12 protein-coding genes and 1 tRNA gene are annotated in these 15,497 nt (G+C 65.0%); 7 read left to right on the forward strand and 6 right to left on the reverse strand.

Annotation, left to right across the window (positions count from 1 at the left end):
- Positions 1-194 precede the first annotated feature (194 nt).
- The 6 genes from IVB07_RS17735 to IVB07_RS17760 all read left to right on the forward strand — a co-directional run bounded on the left by IVB07_RS17735 (position 195) and on the right by IVB07_RS17760 (position 6,910).
- Positions 195-830, forward strand: coding sequence for an ATP-dependent Clp protease proteolytic subunit (locus IVB07_RS17735; protein WP_007611005.1), 636 nt, complete (start codon positions 195-197; stop codon positions 828-830).
- A 441-nt stretch (positions 831-1,271) separates the two neighbouring features.
- On the forward strand, positions 1,272-2,543 hold the full coding sequence (clpX, locus tag IVB07_RS17740; protein WP_007603503.1) for an ATP-dependent Clp protease ATP-binding subunit ClpX: 1,272 nt from the start codon (positions 1,272-1,274) through the stop codon (positions 2,541-2,543).
- A 322-nt stretch (positions 2,544-2,865) separates the two neighbouring features.
- Complete coding sequence (lon, locus tag IVB07_RS17745) at positions 2,866-5,289, forward strand: endopeptidase La (protein ID WP_018455109.1); 2,424 nt, start codon at positions 2,866-2,868, stop codon at positions 5,287-5,289.
- 87 nt (positions 5,290-5,376) lie between these two features.
- A complete protein-coding gene (locus IVB07_RS17750) occupies positions 5,377-5,781 on the forward strand; it encodes a GFA family protein (protein ID WP_018455108.1) in 405 nt (134 codons plus the stop codon).
- Positions 5,782-5,844: 63 nt separating this feature from the next.
- Positions 5,845-5,921, forward strand: a tRNA-Val gene (locus IVB07_RS17755).
- A gap of 128 nt (positions 5,922-6,049) precedes the next feature.
- Complete coding sequence (locus IVB07_RS17760) at positions 6,050-6,910, forward strand: methyltransferase domain-containing protein (RefSeq protein ID WP_085353363.1); 861 nt, start codon at positions 6,050-6,052, stop codon at positions 6,908-6,910.
- Between the two features lie 127 nt (positions 6,911-7,037).
- On the opposite strand, the gene IVB07_RS17765 is transcribed toward IVB07_RS17760, so the two are convergent.
- The 6 genes from IVB07_RS17765 to IVB07_RS17790 form a co-directional block, all read right to left on the reverse strand.
- Positions 7,038-8,003, reverse strand: a complete 966-nt coding sequence (locus IVB07_RS17765; protein ID WP_018455107.1) for a cation diffusion facilitator family transporter — start codon at positions 8,001-8,003, stop codon at positions 7,038-7,040.
- Positions 8,004-8,005: 2 nt separating this feature from the next.
- Positions 8,006-11,224 carry a CusA/CzcA family heavy metal efflux RND transporter gene (locus IVB07_RS17770; RefSeq protein WP_247767765.1) on the reverse strand — a complete coding sequence of 1,073 codons (3,219 nt, stop codon included), beginning with the start codon at positions 11,222-11,224 and terminating at the stop codon, positions 8,006-8,008.
- Entirely contained in the window at positions 11,217-12,206 is a 990-nt protein-coding gene (gene ihpB, locus IVB07_RS17775; protein WP_018455105.1) for a divalent metal ion exporter adaptor subunit IhpB, read from the reverse strand. The genes IVB07_RS17770 and ihpB overlap by 8 nt, the downstream gene beginning before the upstream one ends.
- Positions 12,203-13,477, reverse strand: a complete 1,275-nt coding sequence (ihpA, locus tag IVB07_RS17780) for a divalent metal ion exporter subunit IhpA (protein ID WP_247362607.1) — start codon at positions 13,475-13,477, stop codon at positions 12,203-12,205. The genes ihpB and ihpA overlap by 4 nt, the downstream gene beginning before the upstream one ends.
- A 56-nt stretch (positions 13,478-13,533) precedes the next feature.
- Positions 13,534-13,896: a hypothetical protein gene (locus tag IVB07_RS17785; RefSeq protein WP_026232878.1), complete on the reverse strand. Its 363-nt coding sequence runs from the start codon at positions 13,894-13,896 to the stop codon at positions 13,534-13,536.
- Between the two features lie 120 nt (positions 13,897-14,016).
- Positions 14,017-14,241 carry a hypothetical protein gene (locus IVB07_RS17790; RefSeq protein WP_018455102.1) on the reverse strand — a complete coding sequence of 75 codons (225 nt, stop codon included), beginning with the start codon at positions 14,239-14,241 and terminating at the stop codon, positions 14,017-14,019.
- 353 nt (positions 14,242-14,594) lie between these two features.
- Between IVB07_RS17790 and IVB07_RS17795 the strand changes: the two genes are divergently transcribed.
- Positions 14,595-15,488 (forward strand): hypothetical protein, encoded by an 894-nt coding sequence (locus IVB07_RS17795; protein WP_018455101.1) that lies wholly within the window; start codon positions 14,595-14,597, stop codon positions 15,486-15,488.
- The last annotated feature ends 9 nt before the right edge of the window (positions 15,489-15,497 follow it).

Consider the following 15,497-nt stretch of genomic DNA (forward strand, 5'->3'; position numbering starts at 1 on the left):
TAATTCGCTCCGCACTTGTCAGGCGCGAATTGGGCTATATCTGTCGCTACGCCCTCTGCTTCTGCCAAGTGCCTCTACCAAGTTCTTCTGCCAAGTTCCTGCATCACGGGACGTCCATCGGCCTTCCGGCAGATCCAGCCCCGACTGGCAGCCGGGCCTGGCGATGTCCGCCTCTTCAAAACCCTAGGTGACTCATGCGCGATCCGGTTGAAACCTACATGAACCTCGTGCCCATGGTGGTCGAGCAGACCAACCGTGGCGAGCGCGCCTACGACATTTTCTCGCGCCTTCTGAAAGAGCGAATCATCTTCCTGACCGGGCCGGTCGAGGACGGCATGTCGACGCTGATCGTCGCGCAGCTGTTGTTCCTTGAGGCGGAAAATCCGAAGAAGGAAATCTCGATGTACATCAACTCGCCGGGCGGCGTGGTGACGTCGGGCCTCGCGATCTACGACACCATGCAGTTCATTCGTCCGCCGGTCTCGACGCTGTGCACCGGACAGGCCGCCTCGATGGGCTCGCTGCTGCTCTGCGCCGGCGAGAAGGACATGCGCTTCTCGCTGCCGAACGCGCGCATCATGGTGCATCAGCCCTCCGGCGGCTTCCAGGGCCAGGCCACCGACATCATGCTGCACGCCCAGGAAATCCTGAACCTGAAGAAGCGGCTCAACGAGATCTACGTGAAGCACACCGGCCAGACCTACAAGGCGATCGAGGACGCGCTGGAACGCGACAAGTTCCTGACCGCGAGCGACGCCAAGGAGTTCGGCCTGGTCGACAGGGTGATCGACAAGCGCGCCGAGGAAACCGCGTCGCCGAAGACCCCGTAGCACTACTGTGCCGGCAATCCCTCTGGGACCGCGGGCACCATCAGGGAGCGTTCACGTTAAGGACACGTGCGCGCGTCGCAAAACGCACTTTTGCGCCCTGCGACAGGCAGAAAGTTCCGCTTTCGTGCTTGTTTTTCGTGGCAATCCAGCAACGCCGGGGTGATTTCGATCACTTCGCCCGTGCCAAGACCGGAAATCACGGTATTGTCACGGGTAGCCGGCGACCCCCGATTAGCGAATTCTTGATAGTCGGGTGCCAGCATGGTTCGCTATGACTGATCGGCTATGATCGCGGGGAATCGAATGACCGCGATTCGCACGGCATGTAACGCGTAGGGTCTTTTTTGGTACGGAATTTGCTCTATTTGAAGGACTGTACCGGCTGTCGTGCCGGAATAGGGCGATCGAGCGGACGGGATCGAACCGCGGACGGAGACATGAATGAGTAAGGTCGGCACGAGCGACTCCAAGAACACGCTGTATTGCTCGTTCTGCGGCAAGAGCCAGCACGAAGTGCGCAAACTGATCGCGGGTCCCACGGTCTTCATTTGCGACGAGTGCGTTGAGCTCTGCATGGACATCATTCGCGAGGAGAACAAATCCTCGCTGGTGAAGTCGCGCGACGGGATTCCGACGCCGAAGGAAATCTGCAAGGTGCTGGACGATTACGTGATCGGCCAGAACCATGCGAAGAAGGTCCTCTCGGTCGCGGTGCACAATCACTACAAGCGCCTCAACCACCAGACCAAGCACAACGACGTCGAGCTTGCGAAGTCGAACATCCTGCTGATCGGTCCGACCGGCTCGGGCAAGACGCTGCTCGCGCAGACGCTCGCCCGCATCCTGGACGTGCCGTTCACGATGGCGGATGCGACGACGCTGACCGAAGCCGGCTATGTCGGCGAGGACGTCGAGAACATCATCCTGAAGCTGCTCCAGGCCGCCGACTACAATGTCGAGCGTGCCCAGCGCGGCATCGTCTACATCGACGAAATCGACAAGATCAGCCGCAAGTCCGACAATCCCTCGATCACGCGCGACGTGTCGGGTGAGGGCGTGCAGCAGGCGCTGCTCAAGATCATGGAAGGCACGGTGGCTTCGGTCCCGCCGCAGGGCGGCCGCAAGCATCCGCAGCAGGAGTTCCTGCAGGTGGACACCACCAATATCCTGTTCATCTGCGGTGGTGCGTTCTCGGGCCTCGAAAAGATCATCTCGGCACGCGGACGTTCGACCTCGATCGGTTTCGCCGCTCAGGTGCTCGCACCGGAAGACCGCCGCACCGGCGAAATCTTCCGTCATGTCGAGCCTGAGGATCTCCTGAAGTACGGCCTGATCCCGGAATTCGTCGGCCGTCTGCCCGTCGTGGCGACGCTGGAGGATCTGGACGAGGCTTCGCTCAAGAAGATCCTGGTCGAGCCGAAGAACGCGCTGGTGAAGCAGTACCAGCGGCTGTTCGAGATGGAGAACATCGAGCTGACCTTCGCCGACGAGGCGCTTGGCGCGGTTGCCCGCAGGGCGATCGAGCGCAAGACCGGTGCGCGGGGGCTGCGTTCAATCCTCGAGGCGATCCTGCTCGAGACCATGTTCGACCTGCCGGGCCTCGAAGGTGTGGAAGAAGTCGTGATTTCCCGCGAAGTCGTGGAAGGAACGGCGCGTCCGCTCTACATCTACGCCGATCGGTCCGATCGCGCCGTCGAGAACGCCAGCGCCTGATTTCGGCGCTGGAACGCTCCAATCGTCTCCTCAAGCAGGGGCTGCGGAAAGTATCTCCGCAGCCGGTGTTGCGTCGCTTATTTGCGTGCGTAAGCGCCTGATGGCGCGCGTCTTTCAATGACTTGACACCCCCCGGGTCGATAGCCACCTAATGTCGGCGGCGAGTAAAAATTCTCTTCAAGATTCGCCTCAGTTCCGATTCGGCAAGCCGGTCCAACCTCAAAAGGACCGATCGGTATTGCGGGTCGCCTCGGCACCTTGTGGCGGTTGCGCATGAGCATGGCGGGCTGCGTGCAAGGGGGCAAAGCAAAAGGAAAAGGCCATGACCAATCCAAAACCCAGGCCAACCATCGTCCATGGCGAAACGCACGCCTATCCCGTGCTGCCCCTGCGCGACATCGTCGTCTTCCCGCACATGATCGTTCCGCTCTTCGTCGGCCGCGAGAAGTCGATCCGCGCGCTCGAAGAGGTGATGAAGAACGACGCGCTGATCATGCTCGCGACCCAGAAGAACGCGTCCGACGATGATCCGGCACCCGATTCCATTTACGAGACCGGTACGCTTGCCAGCGTGCTCCAGCTCTTGAAGCTTCCCGACGGCACTGTGAAGGTGCTGGTCGAAGGGCTCGAGCGGGCGCGCGTGCAGAAGTACACCGATCGCGCCGACTATTACGAAGCGACCGCGATTGCGCTCGCCGATACCGATGCGAAGTCGGTCGAGGCGGAGGCCATGGCGCGCTCCGTCGTGTCCGACTTCGAGAGCTACGTGAAGCTCAACAAGAAGATCTCGGCCGAGGTCGTCGGCGTCGTGCAGGCGATCACCGATTTTGCCAAGCTCGCCGACACCGTCGCCTCGCATCTCGCCGTCAAGATCGCGGATCGCCAGGGCATCCTGGAGACGCTGTCGGTCACGCAGCGCCTGGAGAAGGTGCTGGGCCTGATGGAGAGCGAGATCTCGGTGCTCCAGGTCGAGAAGCGCATCCGCTCGCGCGTCAAGCGCCAGATGGAGAAGACCCAGCGCGAGTACTATCTCAACGAGCAGATGAAGGCGATCCAGAAGGAGCTCGGCGACGACGACGGTCGCGACGAGCTCGCCGATCTCGAAGAGAAGATCTCCAAGACCAAGCTCTCCAAGGAAGCGCGCGAGAAGGCGCAGCATGAATTGAAGAAGCTGCGCCAGATGTCGCCGATGTCCGCGGAAGCGACCGTCGTGCGCAACTATCTGGATTGGCTGCTGTCGATTCCGTGGAACAAGAAGTCCAAGGTGAAGAAGGATCTGGAAGCCGCGCAGGCGGTTCTGGATGCGGATCACTACGGGCTGGAGAAGGTCAAGGACCGCATCGTCGAGTATCTCGCCGTACAGTCGCGCGCCAACAAGCTGACGGGCCCGATCCTGTGCCTCGTCGGCCCTCCCGGCGTCGGCAAGACCTCGCTCGGCAAGTCGATCGCGAAGGCGACGGGGCGCGAATTCGTGCGCGTCTCGCTCGGTGGCGTGCGCGACGAGGCCGAGATCCGCGGGCACCGCCGCACCTATATCGGCTCGATGCCCGGCAAGATCATCCAGTCGATGCGGAAGGCGAAGTCGTCCAATCCGCTGTTCCTGCTGGACGAGATCGACAAGATGGGCGCCGATTTCCGCGGCGATCCGTCCTCGGCGCTGCTCGAGGTCCTCGACCCCGAGCAGAACGCGACCTTCAACGACCACTATCTCGAGGTCGACTACGATCTGTCCAACGTGATGTTCATCACGACCGCGAATACGCTCAATATTCCGGGACCACTGATGGACCGCATGGAGATCATCCGGATCGCGGGCTACACCGAGAACGAGAAGGTCGAGATCGCGCGCAAGCACTTGATCCCGACCGCGGTGTCCAAGCACGGCCTGGACTCCAAGGAGTTCTCGATCGACGACGACGCGCTGCTGCTTCTGATCCGCCGCTACACCCGCGAAGCGGGCGTGCGCAATTTAGAGCGTGAGCTCTCCACACTCGCCCGCAAGGCGGTGAAGGAGCTGATGATCTCCAAGAAGAAGTCGGTCAAGATCACCGAGAAGACTCTCGAAGAGCTTCTGGGCGTGCCGAAGTACCGCTACGGTGAGATCGAGAGCGAGCCGCAGGTCGGCATCGTCACCGGCCTTGCCTGGACCGATGTCGGCGGCGAGTTGCTGACGATCGAAGGCGTCATGATGCCCGGCAAGGGCAAGATGACGGTCACGGGCAATCTGCGTGACGTGATGAAGGAATCGATCTCGGCGGCGGCGTCCTATGTCCGCTCGCGCGCGATCGTCTACGGCATCGAGCCGCCGCTGTTCGACCGGCGCGACATCCACGTGCACGTGCCGGAAGGCGCGACGCCGAAGGACGGTCCGTCGGCGGGCGTGGCGATGGCCACCGCGATCATCTCGGTCATGACCGGCATCCCGGTCCGCCACGATGTCGCGATGACCGGCGAAATCACGCTGCGCGGCCGCGTGCTGCCGATCGGCGGCCTGAAGGAGAAGCTGCTGGCTGCTGCCCGCGGCGGCATCAAGACGGTGCTGATTCCTGAGGACAACGCCAAGGATCTCACGGAGATTTCCGATGCGATCAAGGGCGGCATGGAGATCATCCCGGTCTCGCGCCTCGACGACGTCGTCGCCAAGGCGCTGGTCAAGAAGCCAGTGCCGATCGTCTGGGAAGAGGACACCAAGGTGACGGTGAAGCCGGACGGCGACGAAGCCGCCGGCGGCCTGACCGCTCACTGAGATCGCAGCTCGAAAAAGATGATAAAACGGCGCCTTCGGGCGCCGTTTTTTTGTGGGGCATTTTGTTTTGGGCAGCGGATGACGACAATGCACATCGACGGGCAATGCCATTGCGGCGAGATTACCTTTGAAGCCGAGATCGACCCGGAGACGGTGTCGGTCTGCCACTGCACCGATTGCCAGACACTGACCGGCTCGCCCTTCCGGGTGACGGCCGTCTGTTCGGGCGCCGAAGTCCGCCTGACTGCCGGCACGCCCAGGATCTACGGCAAGCGCGGCGACAACGGCCGGATGCGCTTCCAGCACTTTTGCGCCGACTGCGGTTCCCCGCTGTTCACGAGCGGCGACGGCGACCAGGAGGACGATTGGGGCATCCGCTGGGGCAGCATCCGCCAGCGCGACAAATTGCGGCCCGTCAGGCAGATCTGGTGCCAGTCGGCGGCGGTGTGGATCGACGCGGTGCCGCTGCTGCCGGGCCGGCCACAGGATTGAGGCCCTGGAATTGGCGTTCCGCGCTTGCCCGTTCGGGGCCGGTAGGGATAAAGAAGCGGCGAGGGGCGGTTAGCTCAGCTGGTTAGAGCATCTCGTTTACACCGAGAGGGTCGGGAGTTCGAATCTCTCACCGCCCACCAGCCTTTGCTCGCTTCGCGAGCTTCGGCTCGGCGAGCCAGCCTCACACGTTATTGGCGCGAAGCGAACGAAGGCTGCCGCGCCGAAGCCGATAGGCGCAGGCGGGCGATACCGAGCCACAGAGGCCCTGATGCAACAACCAAGCGGACACGAGCAGAACGCCGATCAGATCGCCTACTGGAATGGCCCCAGCGGGCAGCGCTGGGCCGATCGCCATGCGGCGCAGGAGAGCCTGCTGGGACCCATTGCCGACGTGCTGATCGCCCGCGCCAGGCCGAAGCCGGGCGAGCGCGTCCTCGACATCGGCTGTGGCTCCGGTGCGACGACGTTCGCGTTCGCGAAGGCTGTCGCGCCTGATGGCTTTGCGCTCGGGCTCGACGTCTCCGAGCCGATGCTGTCGCAGGCGCGCGCGTTTGCGCCAAAAGGCCTGCCGCTCGATTTCGTGCTGGCCGATGCGACGGTGCATCCGTTCGAGCCGGCGAGCTTTGACCTGCTGGCCTCGCGGTTCGGCGTGATGTTCTTCGCCGATCCCATCGCGTCTTTCACCAATCTCCGCCGCGCGCTGAAGCCGACGGGACGGTTGGCGTTTGCCTGCTGGCGCGAGCCGAAGGAAAATCCGTGGATGATGGCGCCGCTTATGGCGGTCTACAAGCACGTTCCCAAGATGCCGCCGGTCGGGCCGGAGGAGCCGGGCCCGTTCGCCTTCGCCTCCGAAGAGCGCGTGACGCGCATCCTGAAAGGCGCGGGCTTCGTCGACGTCGCGATGGAGCCGCACAATCTCGCGATGGACGTCGCGATTGGCGGCGGGCTCGATGCCGCGGTCGAAGGCTCGCTCCAGATCGGCCCGGCGAGCCGCGCGCTGCAAGGGCATCCGCCGGAGACCTATGCCGCGGCAAAAGCCTCGATCCGCGAGACGCTCGCGCCGTTCCTGAAGGGTCAGAGCGTGGCGCTCCAGGGCGCGATCTGGATCGTGACGGCGAAGGCGGCGTAGGCGTCGCTCTGTCCTCATCATTGCGAGCGCAGCGAAGCAATCCAGACCGTTCTCCGCGGAGGCAGTCTGGATTGCTTCGTCGCTTCGCTCCTCGCAATGACGATGGGGACGCAGCAACGCAACTACCTCACACCACGTCATCCGGCGCCAGCGCGCAGCCATTGTCCGGATGCGTCTCGATCTGAAGCGTGGTGTGGCCGATGCGGTGGGAGCGCTTCAGCATCTGCGCCGTCTCCATCAGGAAGGCATCGCCGGCGCCGGTGGGCATGACGAGGTGGCAGGTCAGCGCCGTCTCGGTGGTCGAGATCGGCCAGACGTGGAGATCGTGGATCGCAGTGACGCCGGGCCGCTCCAGCAGAAGGATCTTGATCGCGGCAATGTCGGTGCCCCTGGGCGCCGCCGCCATCGACATGTCGATGGAGCCACGGAGCAGGCTGGTGGTGCTCCAGAGGATGGTGGCGCAGATGACGAGGCTGGTGACGGGATCGAGCCAGAGCCAGCCGGTCCAGATGATCAGCGCCGCCGAGATGACGACGCCGAGCGAGACCGCGGCGTCGGCCGCCATGTGCAGATAGGCGCCTTCGATGTTGATGTCGTCCTTGCGACCGCGCGCGAACAACATGGCGGTAAAACCGTTGATGAGGATGCCGATGCCGGCGACCACCATCACGGTGATGCCGGCGACCGGCTCCGGCTCCCGCAGGCGCAAAATCGCTTCCCAGCCGATCGCGCCGGTTGCGACCAGCAGGAACACCGCGTTCGCCAGCGCCGCCAGGATGGTGGAGGCGCGCAGGCCATAGGTGAAGCGGCCGCTGGGCGCGCGCCGCGCCGCGATCGACGCGCACCAGGCCACGACCAGGCCGAGCACGTCGGAAAGATTATGGCCGGCGTCCGCAAGCAGAGCCGTGGAGTTGCCGATATAGCCGTAGACGGCCTCCGCCAAGACCAGCGCGGTGTTGAGCGAGATGCCGATCGCGAATGCCTTGCCGAAACTGGCGGGCGCATGGGCATGGGCGTGGCCACCATGATCGTGATCGTGGCTATGATCATCGTGATGATGGCCGTGATGGCCGTGATGGTCGTGGCTGCCCACCTCTACCGCTCCCCGGACGCTGCCAAATCAGGCGCTATTGTAGGCGTTTCGGCAGCCCCGTCACGGCGGAACAGCACGTAGAGCGCCGGCAGCACCAGCAGCGTCAGCACGGTCGAGGAGATGATACCGCCGATCACCACGGTCGCAAGCGGCCGCTGCACCTCGGCACCGGCCCCGGTGGCAAGGGCCATCGGCACGAAGCCGAGGGACGCGACGAGGGCCGTCATCAGCACCGGACGCAGGCGTGTCAGCGCGCCCTCGCGCACCGCGTCGGCAACGGGGTGGCCCTCGCTGCGCAGCCGCTCGATGAAGGCGATGATGACGAGCCCGTTGAGGACGGCGACGCCCGACAGTGCGATGAAGCCGACGCCGGCGCTGATCGACAGCGGAATACCGCGCAGCAGCAGCGCCATGACGCCGCCGGTCAGTGCCAGCGGCACGCCGGAGAACACGAGGGCCGCATCAGCCGCCGATCCCATGCCCATGGACAGCAGCAGGAAGACCAGCAGCAACGCCAACGGCACCACGAGCGTCAGCCGCTTGGTGGCGGAGACCAGCTGCTCGAACTGTCCGCCCCAGCCGATCCAGTAGCCCGGCGGCAGCTTGACCTTCTCCGCGACGGCCGCCTCCGCCTCGGTGACGAAGGAGCCGAGATCGCGCGCGCGGACATTGGCGGTGACCACGATGCGCCGCTTGCCGTTCTCGCGGCTGATCTGGTTGGGGCCGGGCGTCGCATCGACGGTGGCAACCGACGACAGCGGCACATAGCGCATCTGGGCGAGGGGGGAGCCGGGCAGTGCCGTCCGGATCGGCGCACCGATTGTCGCATCCTCACCCGGCGGCAGCGGGATCGGGATTGCCCTGATGGCTTCGAGATTGCCGCGCAGATGTTCCGGCAGGCGCACGACGATGTCGAAGCGGCGGTCGCCCTCGAACAGCTTGCCGGCCGACTTGCCGCCGACCGCGATCTCGACGATGCCCTGCACCTCGCTGATGCTGAGCCCATACCGGGCGAGCGCCTGGCGGTCGAGGCGGACGGTGAGGATCGGCAGGCCCGAGACCTGCTCGATCTTGACGTCGCTGGCGCCGCGGATGCCGCGGATCGCGGCTTCGACCTGTTTTGCCGCGCCTTGCAGGATGTCGAGGTCGTCGCCGAAGATCTTGACGCCGACGTCGCTTCGCACGCCGGAGATCAACTCGTTGACGCGGAACTGGATCGGCTGGGAGATTTCATAGGCGCTGCCGGGGATGTCGTCGGCGGCACGGGCGATGGCCTCGATCACCTCGGCCTTGGAGCTGCCAGGGTCGGGCCATTCGGCGCGCGGCTTCAGCATGATGTAGCCGTCGGTCTGTGCCGGCGACATCGGGTCGGTTGCGATCTCGGCGGTGCCGATGCGGGTGAAGAACTCCTTCACCTCCGGAATCTGCTTGACGCGCTTTTCCAGCGCCTTTTGCAGGTCCAGCGACTGGGTCAGGCTGGTGCCGGGAATCCGGATCGAGGCCAGCGCGACGTCGCCTTCGTCCAGGCTCGGGATGAACTCGCCGCCCATGCGCGCGGCGGCAACGCAGCTTGCGACCACGATGATGGCGGCCATGATTGCGACGCCAAGGCGATGGTCGATCGCCAGCCGGAGCACGGGGAGATAGGCGCGCTTCGCCAGCCGCATGAACAGGTTTTCGTGTTCGGACACCTTGCCGGTGACGAAGATGGCAACCGCCGCCGGCACGAAGGTGATGGAGAACAGCACCGCGGCACCCAGCGCCATCAGCACCGTCAGGGCCATCGGCGTGAACATCTTGCCCTCGACGCCGGTCAGCGTCAGCACCGGCAGGTAGACCACTGCGATGATCAGCGTTCCGAACAGGCTCGGCTTGATCACCTCGCTCGACCCACTCCGGATCGCGCGCAGCCGTTCGGAGATCGTGAGCAGGCCGCCTTTCTCGCGCTGGACCTCGGCCAGCATGCGCAGGCAGTTCTCGACGATGATCACGGCGCCGTCGACGATGATGCCGAAATCGATTGCACCCAGGCTCATCAGGTTCGCGCTGACCTTGGTCTCGACCATGCCGGTGACCGTCATGGCCATGGACAGCGGAATGACGCAAGCCACCACCAGCGCGGCGCGGATGTTGCCGAGGATCAGGAACAGCACGGCCACGACCAGGGCCGCGCCTTCCAGCAGATTGCTCTCGACGGTGCGGATGGTGGCTTCGACCAGATCGGTGCGGTCGTAGACGGTCCGCGTCACGACGCCGTCGGGCAGCGATTTGGCGATATCCTCCAGCCGGGCCGCGACACGGCGCGCCACGGTGCGGCTGTTCTCGCCGATCAAAAGCATGGCGGTGCCGAGCACGGTTTCCTCGCCATCGCGCGTTGCGGCTCCCGTGCGCAAATCGCGGCCTTCGGTGACGGTCGCGATATCCCTGATCCTGACGGGATTGCCGCCGCGCGAGCCGATGACGATGTCCCTGATTTCGCCGACATTGCCGACCTGGCCCGGCGAGCGAACCAGATATTGCTCGCCGTTGCGCTCGATATAGCCGGCGCCGACATCGGCATTGTTGGCGGCGAGCGCCGTCATGACGTCGCGAAAGCCGAGCCGGTAGGCCATCAGCTTGCCGGGATCGGGGAGCACATGGAATTGCCGCTCGAAGCCGCCGATGGTGTTGACCTCGATCACCCCCGGCACGTTGCGAAGCTGCGGCTTGATGATCCAGTCCTGCACGGTGCGCAAGTCGGTCAGCGAATAGTCGTGGCCGCCTTGCGTCTTCGCGCCCGCCTTGGCCTCGACGGTGTACATGAAGATTTCGCCGAGCCCGGTCGAGACCGGTCCCATCGCGACCTCGACGCCGGCCGGAAGCTGGTCCTTCACCTGCTGGATCCGTTCGCCGACGAGCTGGCGGGCAAAATAGATGTCGGTGCCGTCCTTGAAGACGACGGTCACCTGACTCAGGCCGTAGCGCGACAGCGAGCGCGTGTAGTCGAGCTTGGGCAGCCCGCCCATCGCGGTCTCGACCGGGAAGGTGATGCGCTGCTCGGTTTCCAGCGGCGAATAGCCGGGGGCGCGGGTGTTGATCTGGACCTGGACGTTGGTGATGTCAGGCACGGCGTCGATCGGAAGGCGTTGGAAATTCCACGCTCCGAAAGCGACGGCGCCGAGCGCGAGCAGCAGGACCAGCCAGCGCTGCTGCAGCGAGACCGCGATGAGACGCTCAATCATGCTCGGCCTCGCCCTTGCCCATCTCCGCCTTCACGACGAAGCTGTTTTCCGCGACGTAATGCTCGCCGGCCGATAGACCGGCCTTGATCTCGACATGGCGCGGGTCGGAATCGCCAAGCTCCACCGGGCGCGCCTCGATCTTGTCGCCGTCCTCACGAACGAACACGATAGTCCTGTTCTCCAGCGTCTGGATCGCGCTTTTGCGCACCGCGACCGCGACGTTGCGGGCGGCGAGGATCAGCCGTGCCGTGACAAACAGGCCGGGACGCAAGCGCCCGTCCCGATTTGGCAGCACCACGCGCGCCAGCGCCGTCTGGGTCTCGCTCGAGCCGATCGGGGCCATGTAGGCGATCGTGCCCTTGATCTCGCCGCGGCCGTCGTCGGGATCGATCAGCACCTCGTCGTTGAGACGAACGCGCCGCAGATCCTGGCGATAGATCGACAGATCGACCCAGATAGTGGAGAGGTCGGCGACGACGAAGGCGGGCTTCTGCTCGGAGGCGTATTCGCCGAGCGAAATCTGCCGCTCGATGACGGTGCCGGCAAGCGGCGCCTTGAGCTCGTAGACGGTGAGACTCTGGTTGCTCTCGATCGCGGCGAGCAGATCGTCCTTGCCGACCTCGTCGCCGATGCGCTTCTGGATCGATTTGGCAACGCCGGGAAAGCGCGGCGTCACCTGCACCACGGCTTCCTGGTTGGCGCGCAGGATGCCGTTGAAGGCGAGCGTGTCGGTCAGCGTGACGCTCCCGGCTTCCGCCAGCGTCACGCCGGCGGCGGCAAGCTTGACGTCGGAGATGCGGATCCGGTCGGCACCGTGCTCGTCCTGCTCGACATGGTCGTTCGGCTTCTCCGGCTTCTTGTCCGCGGCGTGTTCGGCATGCTCGACCCTGGCCGGGCCGAGCAGGGAATAGCCGTAAGCGCCAAGTGCGACGCCAAGTGCGGCGGCAACGAATGCGACGAGGATGGTGGAGGACGTCTTCATCGTGCGCTCTCCCGCGCCAGCGTAAAGGGATTGCCGACGAGCCCTTCGATGGTCGCCACCCCCGCGTGGAAATTCTGCAGCGCCTCCTGCTCGCGCAGCCGCGCCTGGGTGACGCTGGCCTGGGCATCGAGCACTTCGAGCAGGCTGAAGCGGCCCTGGCCGTAGCCTTGCGCGATGGCGTCCGAGGCTTCGGTGGCCTTGGGAATGGCGCTCTCGCGCAGCACCGCGAGCTCGCGCAGCGAGCCCTGCAGCGAGTCGTAGGCGCGGCCGGCGACCACGATCAGCGTGTTGCGGTTGGCCTCGCGCTCGGCCTTGGTCTTGGCGAGGCTTTCCTGGGCCGAAAGGATATTGCCCTGGTTCTGGTCGAACACGGGGATCGGCACCGAGACGGTGAGGCGCGCCGCGTCGTCATTGGTCTCGTTGAAATGGCGCCAGCCGGCGGCGATCCGCACGTTGGGATAGGGCCGCAGCCGCGCCAGCAACAGCTCGGCGTTGCGCTGGGCATAGATCGCGGTCCAGCGCACCAGCTGCGGATTGGCATCGATCGCGGCGACGACCGACTGGAATGTCGGGGGCCGTCCCATGGTGTCGAGCCGGCCGGAGACCTCGCCGAATTTCGGTGCCGCGTCGCCCATCAGGACCGCAAGCTCGCGCCGGGCGCTGGCCAGCGTCGCCTTGAAGCGCTCGCGGTCGGCCTTCACCAGTGCGGACGCCACCTCCGCACGGCCGGTCTCGGCCGGCGAGGAGGCGCCGGCCTCGACGCGTCGGCGCAAAAGCGGCGTCAGCCGGTCGATGGCGGTGATCTGCTCGTCGAGGATCTGGATGCGCCGCTGTGCGCCGAGCACGCTGAGGAAGGCGATCGCGGTCTCCGACAGCACCTCCAGCCTGACGGCTTTGCGCTGGATCGCGGCGACCTCGATGCCGGCGACGCCAGCTGCAATCCGCGCGTCGCGCTTGCCGAACAGCTCGAAGGCCTGGCTGATCTGGAGCGTGGTCTCGGCCGATCGTGTGCCGCGATAGATGCCGGACCCGAACGAATTGTCCTGTTCGTAGGTCAGTTCCGGATTGAGAAGCGCACCTGCCTGGATGCGCTGGCCCGTGGCGATGCCGACATCGCGCTCCGCCGCGGTCAGCCGCGGGCTCGCGGCCAGCGCGCGCGAAAGCGCGCTCCGCATCGTCAGAGTCTGGGCGTGAGATGGCGCAAGCGCCGATCCGGCAATCAGACACGCTGCCGCGCACGCCAGGCGCGCGGCCATTCCCCTGAAAAACATGAAACCGACCTGTGAGGATGAACCGAATGGACGCTCGTGGCGCCCGACCAATCCGTTCAGGCCATATGTTTGGGAGGCGGGGAGTCGGTGTCGGGAACAATGCCGGCGAGCCGGGGTGCGCGTTGCGGGCGCGATGCGGACACGAGCCCGATCGATCCGGCCGGTGGCGTCGGCTGCGCCATCGTCACCGAGAAGCAGCCATGGCAATGATGCCCGCCGATGGCCTTGTGGTCGTTGTGATCCGCCGAGCCGTCAAGCACCGCGCTGATCTCCGAGCCGCCACCGGGCGTGGTGACGTCGATGTCGTGCAGGCCATGCAGCGCTCCCGCGAGCAGGTAGACGACCGCGATCAGCACAGACAGCAGCCCGCGCCAGTTGCGCGGCCGGCATGATCCTGAGGGCTGGCGGTTCGCGAGCACGACGTCACTCTGGTTGCGGTCTGCGCCCGGCCTAGCATGGCGTTGGGAACAGTGTCGACCCGCAACATTGTTACGTTCCGGGAACAATTGCCGCAGCGCTCGCGAAGACGGCAGCTCTTCTCATTGGCGTGTGATCAAGCTCAGCCGAGCATCGGCTGCCGCTCCGCGTGCAACGTTCGGCATATCGCCGCCTTCGACCGTGACGACGGCGCGGCAGCCCGCTTCCATGGCCCGTTCCAGCCATTTGATGGCTTCATCGATCCACTGGTCGTGGTGCTCGGGATCGGCGATCGCCTTTTCCCGGAATGCATCTGCCTGATGAAGGCACGCGGTTCTGCGATCCACGCGGCTCTCCCGATCCGGAGGTTCCCGCCCCGAGCGCATCCTTGATGATCCGAGAGCCGGCGTCGTTAACATAGGACAGGAACCGGCGCACAAAAAGAAAGCCCCAGCCGGGACTTACCGGCTGAGGCTTTCGTGCTCACAAACTTCATCCTTGGGACTTGGACAGATAATCCGCATCGCGCGGGTTCGTTCCCGCTGGCTCGGTCCAATTTGGAACGTTCCTTGTTCATTGTGATTAGCGACGAGGAGAAATTGAGGAGGACGGACCATGGACGGATTGATTTATCTCATCGGCTTGATCGTGGTGGTCATGGCGATCTTGTCGTTCTTCGGCTTGCGCTGAGAGAGCGGCGATGACCATGGAAACTCTCATACGGGAAGACATCGTGGAAGGCGGCGGCGTCGCTGCCGATGAAAGGCGCATCATCCAGTGGAGCTCGGTGATCGCAGGCGCTTTGGCTGCCGGCGCAATGTCGTTCATCCTGGTCGGCTTTGGAGTCGCCGTCGGCCTGGGCGTCAGTTCAGCCTCGCCGACATGGCGCGATGCATCGGCGGCGCTGGCTTTGCTGTCGGGGCTGTATCTGATCATCCAGGCGATTATCAGCTTCGGCTTCGGCGGCTATATCGCCGGCCGGACGACGCGACCAGCCCCGGCGGTCACAACGATCGAAGACGAGGGCGAACGGCGGGACGGGCTGCATGGCCTGATGTCCTGGGCGCTCGCCGTGCTGCTTGGTGCCGCTCTGCTCGCGATGCTCGGCGCAGCTGCGATTGACCGCTCGCCGATGCGCAGTTCGGCGAGCAGTACCTCCGCCGCCGAGCCTCTGTTGAGCTACGAGCTGGATAAGCTGTTTCGCGCAGCGCGGCGGCCCCCCAACACCGACCTCAGGGAACCTCGTGCCGAAGCGGGACGCATCCTGATGACGTCGTCGAGCCACAGCGGCGTCAGCACCGATGACCGGGCCTACCTCGTGCAGCAGGTGGCCGCGTTGACGGGACTTGCAGCACCCGACTCGGAGCGACGGGTCGACACGCTGATCGCGGATTCAAGGACGGCCATCAATCGGGCGCGGCGTAACTCCATCATCGTCGCCTTCTCCGTTGCGGCAGCAACCCTGATCGGCGCTGCGGTGGCCTGGGCTGCGGCTGTTGCCGGTGGCCGGCATCGCGACGGCGCGCCGCTCCCGAACTGGATGGCGAGCTCCAACCGCTTCCATCGCTCTCCGCGTGCGATGCGGGTGCCGTAACGTGCAGGA

Source organism: Bradyrhizobium sp. 172, assembly GCF_023101065.1.
Taxonomy (GTDB): Bacteria; Pseudomonadota; Alphaproteobacteria; order Rhizobiales; family Xanthobacteraceae; genus Bradyrhizobium; species Bradyrhizobium canariense_D.

Coding starts and splice junctions, on each gene's coding strand:
- IVB07_RS17770 (WP_247767765.1), bottom strand. CDS start 11,224: ATGATTGAGCGTCTCATCGCGGTCTCGCTGCAGCAGCGCTGGCTGGTC.
- ihpB (WP_018455105.1), bottom strand. CDS start 12,206: ATGAAGACGTCCTCCACCATCCTCGTCGCATTCGTTGCCGCCGCACTT.
- IVB07_RS17735 (WP_007611005.1), top strand. CDS start 195: ATGCGCGATCCGGTTGAAACCTACATGAACCTCGTGCCCATGGTGGTC.
- IVB07_RS17750 (WP_018455108.1), top strand. CDS start 5,377: ATGCACATCGACGGGCAATGCCATTGCGGCGAGATTACCTTTGAAGCC.
- IVB07_RS17795 (WP_018455101.1), top strand. CDS start 14,595: ATGACCATGGAAACTCTCATACGGGAAGACATCGTGGAAGGCGGCGGC.
- lon (WP_018455109.1), top strand. CDS start 2,866: ATGACCAATCCAAAACCCAGGCCAACCATCGTCCATGGCGAAACGCAC.
- ihpA (WP_247362607.1), bottom strand. CDS start 13,477: ATGTTTTTCAGGGGAATGGCCGCGCGCCTGGCGTGCGCGGCAGCGTGT.
- clpX (WP_007603503.1), top strand. CDS start 1,272: ATGAGTAAGGTCGGCACGAGCGACTCCAAGAACACGCTGTATTGCTCG.
- IVB07_RS17760 (WP_085353363.1), top strand. CDS start 6,050: ATGCAACAACCAAGCGGACACGAGCAGAACGCCGATCAGATCGCCTAC.